Source organism: Microcoleus sp. D3_18_C2 (genome assembly GCF_036702395.1).
Lineage (GTDB): Bacteria > Cyanobacteriota > Cyanobacteriia > Cyanobacteriales > Microcoleaceae > Microcoleus.
The window spans coordinates 1-22,877 of record NZ_JAUBTG010000053.1; the positions used below are offsets into that span (position 1 = coordinate 1).

At 48.1% G+C, this 22,877-nt stretch carries 14 protein-coding genes; 8 read left to right on the forward strand and 6 right to left on the reverse strand.

Going from position 1 to position 22,877, the window contains the following annotated elements:
- The 4 genes from QUA88_RS23680 to QUA88_RS23695 form a co-directional block, all read right to left on the reverse strand.
- Nucleotides 1-2,689: choice-of-anchor Y domain-containing protein (locus QUA88_RS23680; RefSeq protein WP_333274153.1), on the reverse strand; the 2,689-nt coding region annotated here is incomplete at its 3' end.
- A gap of 312 nt (nt 2,690-3,001) precedes the next feature.
- Nucleotides 3,002-8,101 (reverse strand): Ig-like domain-containing protein, encoded by a 5,100-nt coding sequence (locus QUA88_RS23685; RefSeq protein WP_333274156.1) that lies wholly within the window; start codon nt 8,099-8,101, stop codon nt 3,002-3,004.
- Between the two features lie 264 nt (nt 8,102-8,365).
- Nucleotides 8,366-9,058, reverse strand: coding sequence for a response regulator transcription factor (locus QUA88_RS23690; protein ID WP_333233658.1), 693 nt, complete (start codon nt 9,056-9,058; stop codon nt 8,366-8,368).
- Nucleotides 9,055-10,155, reverse strand: coding sequence for a HAMP domain-containing sensor histidine kinase (locus QUA88_RS23695; protein ID WP_333233659.1), 1,101 nt, complete (start codon nt 10,153-10,155; stop codon nt 9,055-9,057). The genes QUA88_RS23690 and QUA88_RS23695 overlap by 4 nt, the downstream gene beginning before the upstream one ends.
- A gap of 300 nt (nt 10,156-10,455) precedes the next feature.
- Between QUA88_RS23695 and kdpA the strand changes: the two genes are divergently transcribed.
- From kdpA to QUA88_RS23725, 6 genes are all read left to right on the forward strand, one after another.
- Nucleotides 10,456-12,216: a potassium-transporting ATPase subunit KdpA gene (gene kdpA, locus QUA88_RS23700; protein ID WP_333233660.1), complete on the forward strand. Its 1,761-nt coding sequence runs from the start codon at nt 10,456-10,458 to the stop codon at nt 12,214-12,216.
- Nucleotides 12,217-12,294: 78 nt separating this feature from the next.
- Entirely contained in the window at nt 12,295-14,388 is a 2,094-nt protein-coding gene (gene kdpB, locus QUA88_RS23705; protein ID WP_333274160.1) for a potassium-transporting ATPase subunit KdpB, read from the forward strand.
- Nucleotides 14,389-14,545: 157 nt separating this feature from the next.
- Nucleotides 14,546-14,815, forward strand: coding sequence for a K(+)-transporting ATPase subunit F (gene kdpF / locus QUA88_RS23710; protein ID WP_333057215.1), 270 nt, complete (start codon nt 14,546-14,548; stop codon nt 14,813-14,815).
- Between the two features lie 41 nt (nt 14,816-14,856).
- Nucleotides 14,857-15,483: a K(+)-transporting ATPase subunit C gene (gene kdpC, locus QUA88_RS23715; RefSeq protein ID WP_333057216.1), complete on the forward strand. Its 627-nt coding sequence runs from the start codon at nt 14,857-14,859 to the stop codon at nt 15,481-15,483.
- 133 nt (nt 15,484-15,616) lie between these two features.
- Nucleotides 15,617-16,768: a universal stress protein gene (locus QUA88_RS23720; RefSeq protein WP_333057217.1), complete on the forward strand. Its 1,152-nt coding sequence runs from the start codon at nt 15,617-15,619 to the stop codon at nt 16,766-16,768.
- A 202-nt stretch (nt 16,769-16,970) separates the two neighbouring features.
- A complete protein-coding gene (locus QUA88_RS23725) occupies nt 16,971-18,239 on the forward strand; it encodes a sodium:proton antiporter (protein WP_333212157.1) in 1,269 nt (422 codons plus the stop codon).
- Between the two features lie 93 nt (nt 18,240-18,332).
- Here QUA88_RS23725 and QUA88_RS23730 read toward each other — a convergent pair whose 3' ends face one another.
- Both QUA88_RS23730 and QUA88_RS23735 read right to left on the reverse strand, forming a co-directional pair.
- Nucleotides 18,333-18,968, reverse strand: coding sequence for a class I SAM-dependent methyltransferase (locus tag QUA88_RS23730; RefSeq protein ID WP_333057219.1), 636 nt, complete (start codon nt 18,966-18,968; stop codon nt 18,333-18,335).
- Nucleotides 18,969-18,974: 6 nt separating this feature from the next.
- Nucleotides 18,975-19,460: a cupin domain-containing protein gene (locus tag QUA88_RS23735; protein WP_333274165.1), complete on the reverse strand. Its 486-nt coding sequence runs from the start codon at nt 19,458-19,460 to the stop codon at nt 18,975-18,977.
- 261 nt (nt 19,461-19,721) lie between these two features.
- Between QUA88_RS23735 and QUA88_RS23740 the strand changes: the two genes are divergently transcribed.
- Entirely contained in the window at nt 19,722-21,176 is a 1,455-nt protein-coding gene (locus tag QUA88_RS23740; RefSeq protein WP_333274168.1) for a folate/biopterin family MFS transporter, read from the forward strand.
- 143 nt (nt 21,177-21,319) lie between these two features.
- Nucleotides 21,320-22,834 (forward strand): carotenoid oxygenase family protein, encoded by a 1,515-nt coding sequence (locus QUA88_RS23745; RefSeq protein WP_333274170.1) that lies wholly within the window; start codon nt 21,320-21,322, stop codon nt 22,832-22,834.
- The last annotated feature ends 43 nt before the right edge of the window (nt 22,835-22,877 follow it).

Below are 22,877 nucleotides of genomic sequence, written 5' to 3' on the forward strand. Positions count from 1 at the left end.
CCGTGGGAGTTGGAGTTTCCGCAGGCGTCGGAGTTCCCGTGGGAGTTGGAGTTTCCGCAGGCGTCGGCGTCGGAGTTCCCGTGGGAGTTGGAGTTTCCGCAGGCGTCGGCGTCGGAGTTCCCGTGGGAGTCGGAGTTTCCGCAGGCGTCGGAGTTCCCGTGGGAGTCGGAGTTTCCGCAGGCGTCGGCGTCGGAGTTCCCGTGGGAGTTGGAGTTTCCGCAGGCGTCGGAGTTCCCGTGGGAGTTGGAGTTTCCGCAGGCGTCGGCGTCGGAGTTGGAGTTGTATCTACAATAGTCAAAACAGCACTAGAAATTGCTCCTAAATCTGCTTTGTTAGTGGGATTGTTCAGAGTTAAATTAACAGTTTCCTTCTCTTCTATCTCTGAATCATCCACAATTGGAATCGTGAAAGTTTGAGTAGTTTCGCCAATGCCAAAATTTAATGTTCCCGATTTCTGGTTATAGTCACTACCAGCATTAGCAGTGCCATTACTTGTACTGTAACTGACAGCAGCAGCCACATTAGCATCAGTGCGAGTAACGGTAATTGTGGCAAATTGACCGTTTTCATTAACGCTGTAGTTGGCGTTGCTGAAATTAAATGTGCCTGGATTAGTGAGGTTGATAATGAACGATTGGGTATCAGAAGTATCGAGTCCTTCGTTATCTCTACCGCCATTATCTCTCAGGTTTAGAGTTATATTAGCACTGCCGATCGCCCCCGGCATCGGTGTAAAGGTTAGCGTCCCCACCGAGTCGATCGCAGGTTGTACACTAAACAAAGCAGCATTATCATTCCCTACCACTTGAAAAGCCACAGTTTGTCCTGATTCGTTAGGGCCTGGAGAAATCGCAGTCGCCCATCCGGGGATGGTTTGTGGCCCCGAATTGCTGCTGAGAGTGCGATCGACCCCTTTGACAAACGAAGGTGGATCGTTGACTGGATTAACTGCGATCGAACTTGTTAAACTATTAGTGCTAAACGGCGTTGTTCCCCCAGTAACTGAAGCATTGACGCCCGCAGTACCGCTGGCAACTCCGTTACTTCCATCCCACGCCCGAAAAGTAATTGTTGGTTCGCTTCCAGGGGTACTGTAATAGTCTGGGTTGGGTACAAAGCGGACTCTCGCAGGCGTTTGCAGGGAAACCCCCGTCAGGTTGATGTTAGCTTGCGCCGAGTTAGTGCCGTCACCGAGGAATAGAAAATTAGGAGTTTCGTAAGGATCTATCTGGTCGCTAAATCCTGAATAATCGCGCAGCGGGCCGGTTAGTATGATATCGCTGCCATCGGAAAGAAAGTAATTGTCACCTTGAACTCTGAGAGTGTAGTTAGTAGCAATATTGGTGTTATAAGCAACATTCTCTGCTGCAACAAATAAGCCGTTGGTTTGTCCGACTAGGTTGGGAGTAATGCCGTCGCCTTGTGCAAAGATATTGCCAGAGTTTTCAGATAGCCGCTGGAAACCGATTTCAATGGCTTTGCGATCGCTAGTAACAGCAACAATGCTAAAACCCGCCCGATTTTGATTAGTGCGGGATTCCGAGATAATTTGGAGATTAAAAGACAAGCTAAAGCCTGTAGTGCGATCGAGCGGGGGAAATGACGGATTTAAAGGATTATTTGTATAGCCAGCATAAATGCTATTGTCCGCACTGCTGTTTAAATTAACTCCATTACCGCTAAAAAATTCTGAAGCTGTAGCGGTAGGAGAAGCAAAATTTGAGTTAGTCAAAGACAGCCAATTTTGAGAACTGGGAGTGTTACCAAGTAAGCCATTATAAAGAGGAGTCGGGCCGAGCACTGTTGCTGAAGTTTCCGACACTGCACCGAAATTTGTCCAAGTATTGCCATCTGTTGAAAATTGCCAGTTACCGTTAGTATTGTCTGCAGCGGTGGCTGCGACACCCAAAGGATCGCCATTAGCGTCACCGCCTAACTCGCTAGTGAGGTTAAAAATACTAAAGCCTGTGTTATCGGCGCTGGGTATATCTTCATTAATTGCGATCGGCGGATTAACATTAGGAGTTGCCAAATTGGGAGCAATGTTAACCGATCGGTTGCGGAGACTGTTAATATAAATACTGTTAATTCCGCCGTTGGGCAAACCCAAGGAGCCGGGACTATCTATAGTATAACTAGCAGTTCTGTTGATGCCGCCAATAGCGCTGGAAAACTCAACATTACCCCCGTTGGGTGGTGCTGGAATTTGCACCTTAGCTGCACTCCCAAAGGCTCCGTGAGTTCCTGTTCCTGGACTCCTCCAGGCGATCGAATCTATTGTATCGGTATTTGTAGTGCTAGCATTATCAACATAAACAACATCTGACTCCGCGAAATTCCCATGAAAATTTCCGGCTGGGAGCAGCTTTGTCAAAAATCCACCTTGGGGACTCAATCGAATGTTCCAATCGTTGTTTGTTCCCGACGGTATGGGGTTGTAGGCAATCTCTTGATCGGCAGGCGAACCGCCGATCGTAAGTATTGTTCCTGCTTTAAACACAGGAGCAATACTTGCCATATTAGTAAATCGATAAGCTGAATATTTAGCTACTGTTGGCTCAGTTGAGTCGCCTACAAAATAGCTCTGAAGCTGAGTTGCGCTTACATCTTCCGTCAACAGCAGTTCCACATACTCATTCCCCTGGAATTGCCCGTCCCGCCGGAATTCGTTAATAATTATCTGTCCCATCTAGATGCACCTAAATTTGAGATGATTATGTATTAGCTGCCAACTACTATCAATTTTTTTACATTTAATTTTTATTTACGTAAATACACTGTCAGTAGTTTCTCCGTAAAGTGGCTTTTTTAAGTCATTTTTATTACTAAAATAATACCGGGAGTGCAGAGCAGTGTCAAGCAAAAGCTTGGAGTATTGTCGATCGCACTCCCGGACGCAAAAAGTGATTTGATACACTGCTCATAGGGGCAAGCTACGCGCTGTCAACCCTACATAATTAACTAAGGTGCGTACTCCGCACCTTAGTTAATTAATTTGTGCTTACCCGAAGATGGTAAAATCATTCAGACCGATCGCACTAGCTTGCACTCCATTCAAAGCAGCCAACAGTTGACCGTTCTCACCAATCCTGATGAAAGCTGCATTAGCGCTTTGGGTAATACTAAGTTGAGAAAAAGTTAGACCGCCCGCTAACACCAGCAAATCTTCACCTTTTGTGAAATCAGTAATTTGATCGCTGCCTTCACCTGCTGTTAAAACAAAGCGATCGCGCCCAATGCCGCCGCTGAGAATATCATTGCCCAAACCCCCAATCAGACAATCGTCACCTTTGCCGCCGTAGAGAGTATCGTTGCCCTCATCGCCACATAGCTTGTCACTACTGCGGTTGCCAAACATCAAATCATTGCCAGCAGCGCCGCACATGGAATCTGGCTCGCCGTTAAAGTCGATCGCACTATCTCCTAAAATAGTATCGTCCCCATCGCCGCCACAAATGCTATCACTGCCGCGATCGCCCAACAGCAGATCGTTGCCAGTACCCCCCACCACAACGTCATTGCCCTTGCCGCCATAAACAGTATCGTTGCCCTCGCCGCCGCTTAGAGTATCCGCAGCATCTCCCCCATTCAAGAAGTCGTTGCCAGCAGCGCCAAACAGCAAATCGCGTCCATTCGAGTCAGGGCTAGAGGGGTCAAAATTGCCTCCAAACAAGCAGTCGTTACCCTGAGCCCCAACCAGAGTGTCATTGCCCTTGTCACCCCAAATCAAGTCATCGTCTTTGCCACCGATCGCGACATCATCGCCCTTACCCGCAAAAATGAGATCGTTGCCGGCGTGGCCGTGGAGGTAATCATTGCCACCCCCACCAAACAGCAAGTCTCTGTCTGCATTCGGGCCAAGGGGGATATTGCTGGGCAGTCCCCCGTAAATATTGTCGTTGCCTTTTTCGCCCAGCAGAATGTCGTCGCCGTTGAAACCGCTGATAACGTCGTTGATATTGCTGCCAGTGAGGAAGTCGTCACCGTCAGTGCCGTTGAAAGTGCGATCGACAGAATTCGGGCCGGGAATCGAACTGATCGCGGGTAGGGTAATCTGTTCGCAAATGCAATCGCGATCGTCTGGAGTTCCCGTCGGAGTCGGAGTCGGAGTCGGAGTTTCCGTCGGAGTCGGAGTCGGAGTTCCCGTCGGAGTCGGAGTCGGAGTTTCCGCAGGAGTCGGAGTTTCCGTTGGCGTTGGAGTTCCCGCAGGAGTCGGAGTCGGAGTTTCCGCAGGAGTCGGAGTCGGAGTTCCCGTCGGAGTCGGAGTTTCCGTGGGAGTCGGAGTCGGAGTTTCCGTTGGCGTCGGAGTTTCCGCAGGAGTCGGAGTCGGAGTTTCCGTAGGAGTCGGCGTCGGAGTTTCCGTTGGCGTCGGAGTTTCCGTTGGCGTCGGAGTTTCCGTAGGAGTCGGCGTCGGAGTTTCCGTTGGCGTCGGAGTTTCCGTTGGCGTTGGAGTTTCCGTGGGAGTCGGAGTCGGAGTTTCCGTGGGAGTCGGAGTCGGAGTTTCCGTGGGAGTCGGAGTCGGAGTTTCCGTAGGAGTCGGAGTCGGAGTTTCCGTAGGAGTCGGAGTCGGAGTTTCCGCAGGAGTCGGAGTCGGAGTTTCCGCAGGAGTCGGAGTCGGAGTTTCCGCAGGAGTCGGAGTCGGAGTTTCCGTAGGAGTCGGCGTCGGAGTTTCCGTAGGAGTCGGCGTTTCCGTGGGAGTCGGAGTCGGAGTTTCCGTGGGAGTCGGAGTCGGAGTTTCCGTAGGAGTCGGAGGGTTATTGACAACAATGCTTGCCGTGACGATCGCAGAATCAGCTTTCCCGTCGTTAGCTTTGTAGGTAAAAGAGTCTGTCCCTGCAAAACCAGGATTCGGAGTGTAATTGAAAGAACCGTTAGCATTGAGGGCGATCGACCCTGTAGCCGGATTTGTCACCAGAATCGCCGTCAGCGGGTCATTTTCCGGGTCTGTATCGTTGATTAAGACTCCCAAATCTGCCACGTTGAGACTCGTATTAAAAGCAGTAGTATAGCTGTCCGAATTCGCAACAGGCGGGTTATTGTTGACGTTTACAGTCACGGTAGCCGCCGGTTCAGAGTTAACTATCCCGTCGCTGACTGTGTAGGTAAATGTGTCTGTTCCAGAAAAGCCAGCGTTAGGAGTATAAGTGAAAGAACCGTCTTTGTTGAGGGCGATCGACCCTTGCGTCGGATTTGCGGCCACCGCAGCAGTCAGCGTGTCTAAATCTGCGTCGGAGTCGTTGGCTAAAACTCCCGGCGGCACTGTTACGCTGAGGACTTTTCCCGCACTGATGCTGTAGGTATCGGGTTGTGCGATCGGCGGATTGTTTATGACATTGATATTTGCCGAATTTTCAGGTGAAGTAACAGCCCCATCACTGACAGTGTAAGTAAAACTATCGAGTCCAAAGAATCCTGGATTCGGAGTATAAGTAAACGAACCATCCTGATTAAATCCGAGAGTGCCATTGTTGGGATTTGTGACTTTAGTTGCCGTCAGCAAATCACCGTCAAAGTCGCTATCGTTGGCTAAAACTCCCTCAGCAACAGGCACATTCAGGACTTTACCGTGCAGAATTTGGTAATTGTCAATTATTGCCAGCGGTGGATTATTTGTGACATTGATATTTGCTAAAATTTCAGGTGAAGTAACAGCCCCATCACTGACAGTGTAAGTAAAACTATCGAGTCCAAAGAATCCTGGATTCGGAGTATAAGTAAACGAACCATCCTGATTAAATTCGAGAGTGCCATTGTTGGGATTTGTGACTTTAGTTGCCGTCAGCAAATCACCGTCAAAGTCGCTATCGTTGGCTAAAACTCCCTCAGCCACAGGAACGTTTATCACTCGACCGTGCAGGGTTTTGTAATAGTCACTATTTGCCTGCGGTGGCTGATTTGTGACATTGAGATTTACCGGGACAGTCGTGAAAAAAGGCGGGAAGGCGGCCCCGTCAGTGATGCTGTAGCTGAAGTCGTCAAAACCAGCAAAACCCGGATTCGGAGTATAGCTGAACGAACCGTCAGCATTGAAATTCAGCTTGCCGTTTTTGGGGACTGACTCAAGTTTTGCAGTCAATGTGTCGCCGTCAGGGTCGATGTCATTGGCCAGGACTCCGGGAATTACGACATTGAGTGTCTTGTCGTGGGGAGTGTTGTAACGGTCGCTATTTGCCTGCGGCGGCTGATTTGTGACATTAATAACTATCTGATTGGTCGCAGGCACGAAGGCTCCGTCGCTGACACTGTAGCTGAATACCTCCAAGCCGACAAAACCGGGATTGGGAGTATAGCTAAAGGAACCGTCAGGGTTAAAATTGATCTTGCCGTTGTTTGGCAAGGATACCAGTTTGGCACTCAAGGGGTCGCCGTTGGGGTCGATGTCATTGGCCAGCACTCCGGGAATTACGACATTGAGTGTCTTGTCGTGGGGAGTGTTGTAACTGTCACTATTTGCCTGCGGTGGCTGATTTGTGACATTAATACCTATCAGAGTAATCGCAGAGGCGAAGGTTGGATCGCTGACACTGTAGCTGAATTCCTCCAAGCCGACAAAACCCGGATTGGGAGTATAGTTAAAGGAACCGTCAGGGTTGAAATTGATCTTGCCGTTGTTTGGCAAGGATACCAGTTTGGCACTCAAGGGGTCGCCGTCGGGGTCGATGTCATTGGCCAGAACTCCGGGGAATACGACATTGAGTGTCTTGTCGTGGGGAGTGTTGTAACGGTCACTATTTGCCTGCGGTGGCTGATTGGTGACATTAATACCTATCAGAGTAATCGCAGAGGCGAAGGTTGGATCGCTGACACTGTAGCTGAATTCCTCCAAGCCAACAAAACCGGGATTCGGAGTATAGCTAAAGGAACCGTCAGCATTGAAATTCAGCTTGCCGTTTTTGGGGACTGACTCAAGTTTTGCAGTTAATGGGTCGCCGTCGGGGTCGGTGTCATTGGCCAGGAGTCCGGGAATTAGGACATTGAGTGTCTTGTCGTGAGGAGTGTTGTAACGGTCGCTATTTGCCTGCGGCGGCTGGTTGATTAAGAACTTGGTGACGTTGAGGTTCACCGAAACGGGGGGAGAGGGCAATACCCCATCGCTGATGCTGTAGGTGAAGTTGTCAATACCAGCAAAACCCGGATTCGGAGTATAGCTGAAGGAACCGTCAGCATTGAAAACTACCTTGCCACTGTTGGGGGCGGACACCAGTTTTGCCGTTAGGGGGTCGCCGTCGAAGTCGTCGTCGTTGGCCAAGACTCCGCGGGCTGGCAGGTTTAATACCTTGTCGTGGGGAATGCTGTAACTGTCTGGTTGTCTCGCAGGTGGAAAGTTGGTGACATTCAGGTTCACCGGAACGGGGGGAGACGGCGATACCCCATCGCTGACGCTGTAGGTGAAGTTGTCAAGACCAGCAAAACCGGGATTGGGAGTGTAGCTGAAGGAACCATCAGCCTTGAAAACTACCTTGCCGTTGTTAGGGACTGATGCCAGTTTGGCAGTCAGGGGGTCGCCGTCGAAGTTGTCATCGTTGGCTAGGACTCCGCGGGCTGGCAGATTGAATACTTTGTCGTGGGGAATGCTGTAACTGTCTGGCTGTCCCACTACCGGCTGGTTAATGACATTCAGGTTCACCGGAACGGGAGGAGACGGCGATGCCCCGTTGCTGACGCTGTAGGTAAAGTTGTCAAAACCTGCAAAACCGGGATTGGGAGTATAGCTGAAGGAACCGTCGCTGTTGAAAACTACCTTGCCATTGTTTGGCAAGGACACCAGTTTGGCAGTCAAGGCATCGCCATCGGGGTCGGAGTCGTTGGCTAGGACTCCGCGGGCTGGCAGATTGAATACCTTGTCATGGGGAATGCTGTAACTGTCTGGTTGTGCCACTGGTTGCTGGTTGGTGACGTTAATGACGAAAGTCTGGCTAGGCGAAGTATCGATACCGCCGTTAGCTATACGACCATTGTCTCTGAGGTTTAAACTAATAGTAGCACGGCAGATCGCAGCCCCCGCCGACGTAAAAATCAGTTGTCCTAAAGAGTACGATCGCGGGTGGTACGCTGAATAAACCAGTATTGTCAAGTTTAGGTCGATCGCTCCTAGTTGCAAACTTTCGGGGGCGGCCGTAGGAGAGAATGCACGAAGTTCTGCATCGTCTTAGCCTTGAGGTTAAACTTGTGCAATGTCAAACTTCATTAAGGTTGTCAGCATTGATAAACAATAGTAGTATCGTATAGTCAGGAGACCAGTAAAATTAACAATCAAGACTGATATTAACTTTCCGTGAAGCTGCAACAGATTCATCTTGATAGAGGCGTATTTAGCAATTAATTCATTTCAGAAACCGACTATTCCAGTACAAAAATCGCCTGTTTAAGGTTCGATCGCCAAAAGTTCTTCTGCTACCAATCCTTTCTGAATTGCGAGTACAGCAGCTTGAGTGCGATCGCGCACTTCTAACTTTTGCAAAATCGCGTGCACGTGAACCCGTACAGTCCCCGGAGCAATGTACAATATTTGTGCAATTTCCTGATTGCTTTTTCCCCCCGCAACTAAAGCCAAGATTTCCTGTTCTCGCTTCGTCAGCGGATTCTCCAAAAGTTCCGATTTCAACCCATTTTTCAAAGGTTCGGGATTAGCAAAAACCGCCCTAATTTCCGCAGTCGCGGCCTGATCCCACCACGAAGCACCCGCTGCTACCGATCGAATTGCCAACACTAAAGTTTCCGCCACAATTCCCTTGAGGCAATATCCCTGAGCTCCCGCTGCAATTAATCTTTCAATTAAGGATTTTTGCGAATGAGAAGTTAAAATTAAAACCGGAATTGCTGGATGTCGCTGTTTAATTTGGCGGCAAGCTTCAATGCCGCCTATTCCCGGCAAACCGACATCGAGAACTACCACATCTGGCAAGTGTTCCTGAGTCAATTCTACCGCCGTTTCGCCATCTTCCGCTTCAGCAATTACTTGCAAGCAACTTTCTTGCTGCAACCTGGTTTGCAGCCCCAAACGAAACAGTTCGTCGTCTTCAACTAGGAGAATTCGTAATGGATAAGCTGGTTTCATTTCTGTGGGATAGCTGGGAGTCGGAATCCAAATAAAGCACCGTGTGGCAATTTATTTTCTGCCCAAATTATACCGCCGTGGGCGTCAATGATTTGGCGAGATAAGTATAACCCCAATCCCGATCCTTTGGCTTGCCGATCGCTGTGTCCTTGATAAAAACGCTCGAACAAATGGGGCAGTTCATCGGCGGTAATTCCCAACCCGCTATCGATAACTTTCACCACCTGATAACTCGAATTAGATTCCATAACAATTTCCACTTTACCGCCGCGATGAGAATGATTGATGCCGTTTGTTAGCAAATTAACAAAAACGCGCTGGAGTTGCACAGCATCGCCATTTACCCACAAAGAGCGGCGAAAATCAGACTCTCCGTAACTCATACTAATATAGACGCGGCGCGCCGCCGATAAATGGATGAGTGTTGCAATTACTTCTTCTGCCAATGCTACTAAATTTACGGGAGCAAGTTGCAGTTTTAAACCTTCGGCATCGTTGCGGTAAACATCTAGCAGCGTTTCTACTAATTGTAGTGACATTTGGTGCGATCGCGCCATTGTTTCGAGAACTTTTTGCTGACTGGCGGTGACATTCCCAAATTTTGCTGATCCAAAAGCTTTAATTGTTTCAATCGCCCCCAGCATCGGCGTTTTTAAGTCGTGACTCAAAGTAGAGACAAAATCTTCTCGGATGCTTGCTAGCTGCTGCTGCGACTGCAACTCAGCTTTAGCGATCGCGATCGTCTCTTGGTACTGCTGGTTGCGATCGCTTAAATATCCCGTCACCCCTAAAGCCATGACTGCGATCGATCTATTTGCTACAGTTGCTAGGGCGATCGATTCTCCAGGAGGAACAAACAAATTTAACAGCGTCAAAGCTGCCGATACCAGCGTAATTTGCAACTTACCCAACCGACTCAAGCGCGAATTTGCCAATAAAATCGGCCCTGTATACAAATACCCAAACAGATACTCCGACGGCGTAGTAAATTCCAGCACTACAACGATCGCGAATAAAATTGCGATCGACCACCTCCCCCGCAAATACTTCTCTTGAATTGCCAGGTTGTCTGTGATTTTTAATAAGCTGTTTAACATCCCTTATCCATCCATTTTATATTTTATATTTACACTCTACTCTCTGCCTTATCCCTAGGGTTTTTATTCGCTAAAATTTGTCTACAGTGACGCAAAAACAAGCGTTTAGATAACATCTATATCTGCAAGTATAGATACTGCTAAATATTTAAACATTTGTCAGTCAGTGAAAATATATAGCAGCTAAGTATAACGGCTAAACAGCAACTTATACCTGCGGGCTGATTATCAAAAATCCTAACGGCAAGTATATTGATTTTTAAAAGCAGATTGCACTTTTAAGGAAGTATTGGCTCAGTTATGCTTGAAGGATTAATTCAAATCGCATTAACGCTAATCATTGTAGTAGCGATCGCCCCTATTTTTGGTAATTACATGGCGCGGGTGTACATGGGAGAACCAACCATTCTCGACCCCGCTATTAAACCCCTAGAAAAACTCATCTATAAAGCCAGCAATATCCGGTCTATAGATTCGATGACAGGTTGGCAATATGCGCGATCGCTACTGTACAGCAATGCAGCAATGGGCATATTTGTTTTCCTAATTTTCATGCTTCAAGGAGTGCTGCCTTTAAATGCCACCGGCTTAACTGCCCCAACCTGGGATACTGCGCTGCACACAACTATTTCATTCCTCACAAATACCGACCAACAGCATTACTCCGGCGAGACAACATTTACTTATTTGTCCCAGTTAACCCTGGGATTTTTAATGTTTACCTCAGCAGCTACCGGTTTAGCAGTAGGGATTGCCTTTATCCGGGGCTTGACCGGCCGTCCCTTGGGCAACTTTTACATCGATTTAATTCAATCAATCACCCGGATTCTGCTACCCCTTTCTTTAATAATTGCCTTACTTTTGCTAATTTCAGGAGTGCCGGAAACCCTCGCAGGGCCGGCCGTTGCCCGTACCTTAGAAGGCGGCACGCAAATAATTGCTCGCGGCCCAGTAGCTCACTTTGAAAGCATCAAACAACTGGGAGAAAATGGCGGCGGATTTTTTGCCATTAACTCGGCTCATCCTTTTGAAAATCCCAATCCTTTTACCAACCTGCTGGAAACACTAGCAATGCTTTCTATACCAGCAGCTATGATTCACACCTACGGCAGATTTGCCAACAACAAAAAGCAGGGATGGCTGATTTTTTGGATGGTGTTTGCCATCTATGTAATTTTGATTGGCATTGCAGCATTTGGCGAGTACGGCGGCAACCCTCAAATTAATAATTTACTGGGTTCGCAGCAACCAAATTTAGAAGGCAAAGAAGTTAGGTTTGGCTGGGCAGAAACTGCACTGTGGGCGGTGACTACCACTGGCACAATGTGCGGCGCTGTCAACGGAATGCACGATTCTTTAATGCCTCCCGGTGGTTTTGCCACTCTGTTTAATTTGTTTCTGCAAATCGTTTGGGGCGGACAAGGAACGGGAACTGCTTACTTATTTATCTACTCAATTTTGAGCGTGTTTCTCACGGGCTTGATGGTGGGGAGAACGCCGGAGTTTTTGGGACGCAAAATTGAAAAACGGGAAATTGTTTTAGCCAGCGTTGTTTTGTTAATTCACCCGATCGCAGTTTTAATCCCCGGTGCCATTTCTCTCGCATTTACCGACAGTTTGAGCGGCATCAGCAACCCCGGATTTCACGGCATTTCCCAGGTGATGTACGAATACGCTTCGGCGGCAGCCAACAACGGTTCTGGCTTAGAAGGATTGGCCGACTCTCAACCCGCACCTACCGGACTTTGGTGGAATTTAAGCACCTGTTTCAGCCTGCTATTGGGGCGCTACGTTCCAATTATTGCCCTGCTACTTTTAGCCGACAGCATGACGAACAAACAACTGGTTCCCGAAACAACCGGCACTCTCAGAACCGATTCAGTTTTATTCACCAGCGTCACCGCAGGAGTAATTATAATTCTGGGCGCGCTGACATTTTTCCCAGTTCTAGCTTTAGGGCCAATTGCCGAAGGATATGAAATTAGCAGCGGCAAATTTGAACCAGCATCGATAACTGTACCCACAACACCTTTAGCAACACCAACTCCTCCATCTCAATAGCGAAAATTCTCAACCTCACTATTCTCTCTCTCTGCGTTCTCTGTGTTCTCTGTGGTTCATTAAAAATCCCAAATCGACATGACCTCATCCCATACTCCAGATTCCCCAAAAAAACCTGCTAGAGGCTCTCGCGAGTCTCGCAAGCACACGCCAAAAGCAAATACAAAAGGTCTTTATCAAAGAGCTTTTAAAGAAGCTTTTGTCAAGCTAAACCCACGGGTAATGCTAAAAAATCCGGTGATGTTTGTGGTGTGGGTTGGCACAATTGTGACTGCATTATTAACGATCGACCCGACGCTGTTCGGCCCGGTTCCCGGCGAAAATCAGAGAGTTTTCAACGGTTTAGTCACGTTTATTTTGTTCTTCACCTTGGTATTTGCTAATTTTGCCGAAGCGATAGCAGAAGGGCGGGGGAAAGCGCAAGCAGACGCACTGCGATCGACCAAAGCCGACACAACAGCCCGCAAACTCCTACCAGACGGTTCAATTCAAGAAGTTAGTTCGACATCCCTGAGACGGGGCGACCAAATTAAAGTGATCGCAGGCGATGTCATTCCCGCCGACGGCGAAGTGATTGCAGGCGTCGCATCTGTAGACGAATCTGCGATCACTGGCGAATCCGCGCCGGTGCTCAAGGAACCGGGTTCGGACATCGCCAGTTCCGTCACCGGCGGTACGCGCATCCTTTCCGACGAATTGACGCTGCGGGTGATGGCCGACCCCGGTAAGGGATTTTTGGACAGGATGATCGCGCTGGTAGAGGGCGCTGAAAGGTCGAAAACGCCGAACGAGATCGCGCTGACGGTGCTGCTGGCGGTGCTAACGCTGGTGTTTTTGATTGTGGTTTCGACGATTCCGCCCGTGGGAAATTACGTGAAAACCCCTGTGGGCGTGGTGACGCTGATTTCGCTGCTGGTGGCGCTGATTCCAACAACGATCGGCGGTTTGCTGAGCGCGATCGGCATTGCGGGCATGGATCGCGTCGCTCAGTTTAACGTGATAGCGACCTCTGGACGCGCCGTGGAGGCTTGCGGCGACGTGAATACGCTGATTTTGGACAAAACGGGGACGATCACGCTGGGGAACCGTTTAGCCGAGGAGTTCATTCCGGTAAACGGTCACTCGCTGGAGGATGTTGCGAGTGTAGCCCTTGCTGCGAGTGTGTTTGACGATACTCCAGAGGGAAAGTCGATCGTCCGTTTGGCCGAAAAATTGGGCGCAACGGTGAATTTCGATCGCACCAACGCCACAGGGCTTGATTTTTCCGCAAAAACGCGGATGTCTGGCACGGATTTGCCCGACAGGACGGAGGTTCGCAAGGGTGCGGTGGATGCGGTGAAGGGTTTTGTGCGATCGCGCGGCGGCAATATCGGCCCCGATCTCGATGCAGCTTACGAGCGAGTTTCCCGGCTTGGAGGCACGCCTTTAGGCGTTTGTCAAGGCAGCGACACCTACGGCATTATCTATTTAAAAGATGTGATTAAACCGGGAATTCGCGATCGATTTGACCAACTGCGAAAAATGGGAATTCGTACCATTATGCTCACCGGAGATAACCGGATTACAGCATCAGTAATTGCCGATGAAGCAGGCGTTGACGACTTCATTGCCGAAGCAACTCCCGAAGACAAAATCGACGTAATTCGCAAGCAACAAGCCGAGGGTAAATTAGTCGCAATGACGGGAGACGGAACCAACGACGCACCCGCACTAGCACAAGCAAACGTAGGCTTGGCGATGAATTCTGGAACCCAAGCCGCGAAGGAAGCTGCAAACATGGTGGACTTAGATTCTGACCCCACCAAACTCATTGATTTAGTTACAATTGGCAAACAATTGCTGATTACTCGCGGCGCGCTGACCACATTTTCCCTAGCCAACGATATCGCAAAATATTTTGCAATTATTCCCGCCATTTTTTCCCCCGTAGGCGCATTAAACGTCATGGGTTTAGCCAGCGGTCAATCTGCGGTTTTGTCAGCATTAGTTTACAATGCTTTGATTATTCCAGCTTTGATTCCCCTAGCATTAACTGGTGTAAAGTTTAGACCCTTGACTGCAAATCAACTGTTGCAGCGGAACATTTTAATCTACGGATTGGGCGGGGCAGTCGCGCCGTTTATTGCCATCAAAATTATTGATGTTTTGATTACCGCCGTTGGGTTAGCATAGATCGGGAAAGCATGACAAGGATTTTGACACGGATACACGGATTAATCTCGTTCCCAGGCTCTGCCTGGGAACGCATATCCAGAGGCTATGCCTCGATTTTCCCACAAAAATCATCCAATAGAAAGACAGATATTTATTCCCAAAATAAGGAGAATTCATGAAACGGAATGATTTGCTGAATGATATTTTTCCCAGAGATTTCCAAGAAATTATTGAGTTAGCTCAAAGGCTTTGGCAGCGCCACCCAATCCCGGTGCAGCTATTTCTAGTAATGTGTTTCAATGCTATAGTTGCCCCCGCTGTCTACGCTGCTGCGGGCGAAGATTTGACCCGAAAAGCTGTCTGGGGTTTAAGTCTCCTAGGTTTGGTGATTATCGCCCTTTCTATTTACTTGTTCGTAGTCATCTTTCAGCCGGAAAGATTTTAGTCAATAATTAACCATTAGCAAATAACCGATCGAGGTAATTTATGAGAGAAATAATTAGAGCCATTCGCCTTACCCTGGTTTTGTGGGGAATTACAGCCATTATTTACCCTTTAATCTTGCTAGTAATCGGCCAAAATGCCTTCAACTCCCAGGCAAACGGCAGCTTAATTACCAACCAAGGAGTTGTAGTTGGCTCTGCTTTAATCGGTCAGCCTTTCTCCTCAGAAAGATATTTTTGGGGTCGTCCCAGCACCACCAATTACAGCAGCTTTGCGACAGAAAATTACGATCCGACAAAGGGAGAAAATGTTAGTCAAAGAACGGGTGTTTCGGGAGCGAGCAACCTTGCCCCCAGTAACTCTGATTTGCTGAAACGAGGTAATGAGAAAGATGGTTTTCAGGGGGTGCAAGTTGAATTAGATCGCCTCAACAAAGCTGGTATCAAACCAACTGCTGATTTAGTCTATACTTCCGGTTCTAGCCTCGATCCGCACATTAGCGTAGAGGCAGCTCGATCGCAAATTCAGCGGATAGCAACGGTGCGATCGCTCAATCTCAATCAAGTAGAAATGTTGGTAGCTAAAAATACAGAGGGCAGATTTATTGGCATTTTCGGTGAACCGGGAGTTAACGTCCTCCAACTGAATTTGGCTCTCGACCGTTTATAATATACGTAGGTTGGGTTGAGGAACGAAACCCAACACTTCAGTTCAAGTTGGAGTTGGGTTTCACTTCGTTCAACCCAACCTACAAATGTGACTAACAACGAACAACGAACAAAGAACAACTGACAACTCAGCTATGATTCACTCTAGCGAACTTACTAACAATCCAGACGCGGTTTATGCCCAACCTAACCGCACTTACGATCGCACCTCCCGCCGGGGAAAGCACAAAATATTTATCGGCATGGCCCCCGGTGTCGGCAAAACGTTCCGAATGCTGGAAGAAGGACACACGCTCAAATCTGAAGGCATTGATGTGGTAATTGGACTGTTAGAAACTCACGGCAGGAAAGAGACAGCAGCTAAAGCAGAAGCATTGGAAATAGTGTCCAAAAAACAAATGCTACGCGGCGAAAAAATGCTCACCGAAATGGATACAGAATCTGTCATAGCACGCCGTCCTCAATTAGCATTAATAGACGAACTCGCTCATACAAACATTCCCGGTTCTCTGCGAGAAAAACGATATCAAGATGTGGAAGAAATTCTCAAGGCTGGAATTGATGTTTTCTCTACCCTTAACATTCAGCACATAGAAAGTCTCAACGATTTAGTAGCTAGAATTACCGGAGTTGTAGTGCGAGAGCGAGTGCCCGATCGCGTCCTCGAAGATGCTGACGAAATAGTCGTTGTCGATGTCACGCCGGAAACTTTAGAAGAAAGGTTGCTAGAAGGCAAGATTTATGCTCCTGAAAAAATTGAACAATCTTTAGAAAACTTTTTCCAGCGCCGTCATTTAATCGCTTTGCGAGAACTCGCCCTGCGAGAAGTCGCAGACACCGTGGAAGACGATGCAGCAACTTTAAAAGGTCAATCTTGCAACATTCACGAACGAGTTTTAGTGTGCATCTCGACTTATCCGAACTCCTTGCAATTGCTGCGGCGAGGCGCGAGGATTGCGAGCTACATGAATGCCCCATTTTATGCTGTGTTTGTCAACGATCCAGACCGATTTTTAACAAAAGCAGAAAGCTTGCACGTTGAAACTTGTGAGAAACTGTGTCAAGAATTTAACGGGAAATTTTTGCGGGTAAACGGCACTAATATAGCCAAAGCGATTTCCGAAGTAGCTAAACAGTATCGCGTTACTCAAATTGTGATCGGCGAAAGCCAGCAATCCCGCTGGAAATTGCTGCTGCGGGGTTCTTTGACTCAACAGTTAGTGCGATCGCTCAAACACGTAGATTTGCACATAATCGCTACTGAAAAAAGTGGTCTTTCTAATTAATTATTAGTCTTCAGTCATTAGTCATTAGTCATGAGTCGGATGAGAGCCGATAAATTAACCATAATACTTGTAGGGAGGGTTTCACCAACAATCTCTAATTCCCACTAACAATCTATATAAACCCGCCCACACCACTTTCGGAGGATAGCTGAATCTAGCGGACGACGGATGCGCCCGAAGCTTTTACCTGTCAAAATAGCACTTGCTATATCTGATTAAAAGTGCGATCGTTATGGTGGATGATTACATTCTCAACTTGCTAGTTATTGGCATCCTCCTGCTTACCGTTACCTTGGGTTCCGGCTGGATTTCGCGATTGCCTGTATCTTATGCCTTAATTTATCTAATTGTCGGTATCGGATTGGGGCCCTACGGCATCAAGCTGATTGACTTGCGTCCCGAAGCTGAATTTTTAGAAAGACTTACAGAATTTGTAGTTATTGTTTCTCTGTTCAGTTGTGGCTTAAAAATGAATCGCCCACTGCAACTTTGGGCCTGGAATTCCACAGCGCGGCTGATCGGTTTTTTAATGCCAATTTCGATTTTTGCAGTGGCTGCGATCGGTCATTGGTTTGTGAAATTAGATTGGGGCCCGGCGATTTTACTGGGAGCAATTCTCGCTCCCACCGATCCAGTTTTAGCCTCAGAAGTTCAGTTAGCTGATATAGACGATCGCGATGAATTGCGCTTTGGTTTAACATCAGAAGGCGGTTTAAACGACGCTTTAGCTTTTCCCTTTGTTTATTTCGGCATTTATTCGCTAAAAGATAACAACTGGTCGAACTGGTTTTCGCAGTGGGTAGCAGTTGACTTGATTTGGGCGATTGGCGCAGCTATCGTTATGGGAATTTTAGTAGCTAAAGCCGTCACCTGGATCGATCGGCAACTCCAACACTATCGACCAGCCGATCAATTAATGGAAGATTTCATTGCTCTGAGCACAATTCTGCTCACCTATTCCCTCACAGAAGTAGTCAACGGCTACGGATTTCTCGCAGTTTTTGTAGCAGGAATTGTGGTGCAGCGGAGTTACCGAAACCCAGAAAAGCCGCTTTCCCAACTGCACTTTACCGAGCGCATAGAAAAGTTAATGGAAGTAGCAACTATTTTACTATTAGGTTCGCTTTTGCGTTTAGAGCCTATGTTGGCCTCTGGAGGATACTCCCTCTTAGTAGGTGGATTGTTAATTTTTTTAATTCGGCCTGTGGGAGCTTGGATTAGTACGATCGGCAGTCCTTTGCATCCCGCCAGCCGCTTGCTGTGCGGTTGGTTCGGCATTCGTGGTGTCGGTTCTATCTATTATCTTACTTATGCTTTCGGTGACGGTTTGAAAGGCGAAACCGCCGAAAAAATTGCCTGGATTACCTTTACAACGATCGTACTTTCTGTGATTTTGCACGGTATTAGTTCCACCCCGTTAATGAACTGGTACGAGCGCCGAATCAAACCTAAAGTACCTGATTTAATTTAATTAATTCACGCAACTCATACAGATTCTATGCGATATTTGTAGGAACATGGCACTGCCGTGTCCTTACCTAATCTAGGAATTTCACGAAATACTCTAAACAGGTTTCACCCCAACTAATAAAGCGAGTTCCCGCCACTTCCAATAACAGTCGGCATCGGTAAAACCAATTTCTCTAAACCAGCGCAATTGCGTTTCCACATCCAGCAATTTATTAGATGGATCGTCGGGCGAATCGCTAATACCGATCGCCTCTCGAAATCTCTCATGTAAAGCCGGAGTTGCGGACGCTACGTGCTCCAAGTTGCAAAAAATGCCTCCCGGTTCCAAAAGCTCGAAAATCTCAGTGTAAAGCGAACGTTTGCGATCGTCTGCTACATGATGAATCGCAAAACTAGAAACAACCGCATCAAACTTGCCCAAATCCGGCAGCGATTCATCAAAATTGTGCTCGATTACCGTGACATTTGGGTCATCAGCAAAGCGAATTCTGGCTTTTTCCAGCATTGTCGGCGAAAAGTCGATCGCCACACATTCAACATTTGGTCGATCGCACTTAAGCAGACCCAACAACCGCCCGTCTCCCGTGCCCACATCCAGAATTCGCTTCACATTTTTCGGCACTTCCTCCAACAAAACCGCTTCACCTTCAGTGCGGTGAGGAATACCATCAGCCTTAGCCAGATACCATAAAGCGTGTTCCGCCGAAGTCCAAAGATTCACTTGACTCATAATTTTTTAATCCTCATAAACCTCGCCATTTTTGCGAGTAAAAATCCAACTATTCCCGTTAGCTTTTGCCATTAGATCGTCATCGGGATATTCGGCACTATCTCCCGGAGTGCGTGAAGCGAAGCTATCCCGAAGGGAATCGCCAATTTCCAGATAAACAACATCTGCATTCGAGCGGTTGACTAAATGATGCCCGTCTGCATCACCCGCCGGAAAACCCGCCGCCATACCCGGTTTCAGCACTTGCTCTCCCGAATTTGTAATCAGAGTAACTTCCCCTTCCAGAACATAGATTAACTCATCTTGACGGGTATGCCAGTGCCTGAGAGCAGAACAACTTCCCGGCGCCAGTCTAACCAAATTTACCCCAAAATTCTGCAATCCGGCAGCATCGCCCAAGCGTTTTTTAACTCTCCCCGCAACAGCAGATTGGAATTGCCGAGGGTACTTAGAACCCGTAATTTCCGGTACATTTTTAGGGTCAATAATCATATAACAAAGCTGACCGCAGTTGTGAGTTTTTTCTTCTTTCTCTTGCTTGGCGTCCTAGGGTTTACGCGCGGCTTCGCCTAACGCGCCTTCGCGGTTCGTTTTTCGGTTTTTATTATTACAAAACACGCTTAAATTCAAGATAAATACAATTTTATAGCACTTACCAGATCCCCGCCACTCTCGCCTCCCACCTCCGGCAGTTCCCCCAACTCATTAAGAATGTGTTATAAATATTGAGATTCATTAAGAAATATTGCTCAAATGCTCGTTTCCCCCTCCGGCGTCAGCAAACTCAAAGAATCTTTAAAAGAAAAAGTATTCTTTGGGAATGAGCCAACCCCCGAACTCATAGCCATCTTACTGATTTACTTCGTCCAAGGCATTCTCGGACTAGCCCGCTTAGCCGTCAGCTTCTTTCTCAAAGACGAACTCGGCATGAGTCCGGCAGAAGTCTCGGCCATGCTGGGCGTCGTAGCCCTGCCTTGGATTATCAAACCCGTGTTCGGGTTCATGTCCGACGGCTTGCCGATATTCGGCTACCGCAGACGCCCTTACATCGTCCTCTCCGGGCTGCTGGGAACCTTAGCATGGGTGAGCCTCGCAACAATTGTACACACACCGCTTGCAGCTACAGGCGCGATCGCCCTGAGTTCCCTCTCCCTCGCAGTCAGCGACGTAATCGCCGATTCCCTGGTAGTCGAAAGGGCCAGAAAAGAATCCGTTACCGACGCCGGTTCCCTGCAATCCTTGTCTTGGGGCGCTTCAGCCCTCGGCGGACTAATTACCGCCTACCTCAGCGGTTCCCTGCTGCAACACTTCAGCACCCACACTATCTTTTTAATCACCGCATCTTTCCCGCTAATTGTATCAGCAACAGCTTGGTTAATTGCCGAAGAAAAAACCGACAAAAGAACCGACTTTGAAACTGTCAAAGACCAATTCAAACAACTACGGCAAGCTGTTACCCAAAAAACCATTTGGCTGCCCACAGCCTTTCTCTTCCTCTGGCAAGCCACCCCAAGCTCAGACTCCGCCTTCTTCTTTTTCACCACCAATGAATTAGGCTTTCAACCAGAGTTTCTCGGCCGAGTGCGCCTCGTTACCAGCATTGCCTCCCTCGCCGGCATTTGGCTGTTTCAACGCTTCCTCAAAACAGTTCCATTTCGAGTAATTTTTGGCTGGTCAACCGTCATAGCGACAGCATTAGGCATGACTACTTTATTATTAGTAACTCATGCCAACAGAGCTTTAGGAATTGACGATCAATGGTTCAGCATCGGAGACAGCCTAATCCTGACAGTAATCGGACAAATTGCTTATATGCCGGTGCTCGTACTCTCCGCCAGATTGTGTCCCCCCGGCGTCGAAGCAACTTTATTTGCGCTGCTGATGTCAATCACAAATTTAGCAGGACTTTTGTCCCACGAAGGCGGTGCACTTTTGACCCACTTGCTAGGAATTACCGATCGCAATTTCGATAACCTCTGGCTGCTAATAGTCATCACAAACCTGTCCACACTTCTGCCCCTACCCTTCTTAAATTGGCTGCCCGCCGACAGTACAGAAAGCAGCGATCCAAACAATCAAAAGTCTCTTCCCGTATTAGAACCAGAACCAGGCAGTTCCAAACCAGGCGGACAGCATTTCATGCCCGAATACTTTCCCGACTTAGTACCGACAGTAAGGTCACAAAGTCGCACCGCAGACAGTAAATAAAGGCAGGCACACACAGATTTTGACACGGATACACGGATGAATTTAACGGATGAATTTAACTGTGTTTCCCCATTCTCCGAATTTCCTTCTCTCTGCGCCCTCTGTGTTCTCTGCGGTTAAATCAAGAAAAGCTTATTATACCCATGCAAAAATTACAGATTTCCCAACCTCAAACAGCAGCCCAAAACCCATCATACGATCGCACAGACTGGCAGCGTGGCTACGAATCCCAACCCAACGAATCCGACTACTGGATTGACGACATAGAAGGCGAAATCCCCCCCGACTTGCAAGGCACATTCTTTCGCAACGGGCCCGGATTATTGGATGTCAACGGCCAGCGCATCCACCACCCGTTTGACGGCGACGGGATGGTTTGTGCGATCGCCATATCCGAAGGCCGCGCCCATTTCCGCAACCGATTCGTCCGCACAGAAGGCTATCTCGCCGAACAAGAAGCCGGAAAAATTCTCCACCGAGGCGTTTTCGGCACACAGAAACCGGGTGGCTGGCTAGCCAACATCTTTGATGTCAAAATCAAAAACATTGCCAACACCAACATCATTTATTGGGGCGACAAACTGCTAGCACTTTGGGAAGCCGCACAGCCCTACAGACTCGACCCCCGCACCCTAGAAACACTCGGCTTAGACACCCTAGATGGCATCTTGGAACCCGGTGAAGCCTTCGCCGCCCACCCCAGAATTGAAAAAGGGAAAAATGGCAAAGGAGACAGATTAGTCAACTTTTCCGTCAAGCCCGGTTTGTCGAGTACCATCACGATTTACGAACTCGACGAAAGCGGCAAACTTTTGCAGCGTCACGCCCATACAATACCGGGTTTTGCCTTCCTGCACGACATGGTAATTACCCCGAATTACTGCATATTCTTCCAAAATCCCGTCAGCTTCAATCCGCTGCTTTTCTTGTTAGGATTTCGGAGTGCATCCCAGTGCATTCAATTTTCGCCAAACAAGCCAACGCAAGCAATTTTAATTCCCCGCAACGGCACTGACGAGGTGAAGATATTAGAAACCGAACCTTGTTTTGTGTTCCACCACTGCAACGCATGGGAAGAAGGAGACGAAGTTTTTGTGGATTCAGTTTGTTACGAATCATTTCCAACTGTAGAAGCAGACGGCGATTTTCGCGAGGTTGATTTTGAGAGCATTCCAGCGGGCGAATTGTGGCGGTTTAAGTTGAATTTGCAAGACAAAACCGTACAGCATCAAGTTGTTGAAACTCGGTGCTGCGAGTTTCCAACTTTGCATCCTAATAATGTCGGACAACCTTACCGATATCTGTATATCGGTGCTGCGGATGCTCCCACGGGAAATGCTCCTTTGCAAGCTATCCTCAAAATTGATTTCGTGACTGGTGAAAGGCAAATTTGGAGTGCCGCACCGCGTGGTTTTGCGGGGGAACCGGTGTTTGTTCCCCGTGGTTCAGGCGTCTCGCCTGAAGGTGCAACGGCTGAGGATGACGGCTGGCTGCTGGTTTTAATGTATGATGCAGCTAATCATCGATCGACCTTAGTGATTTTAGATGCTCGCGACATTACCAAAGGCCCTGTAGCGCGCTTGCATTTAAAACAGCACATTCCCTACGGCTTGCACGGCAGTTTTACATCAAATGTACTGCTTCCTATCGGTTCGTAGTTTCGCGTTGATTCGCCTGGTTCTTGCGCCGCTCGCCACAGCC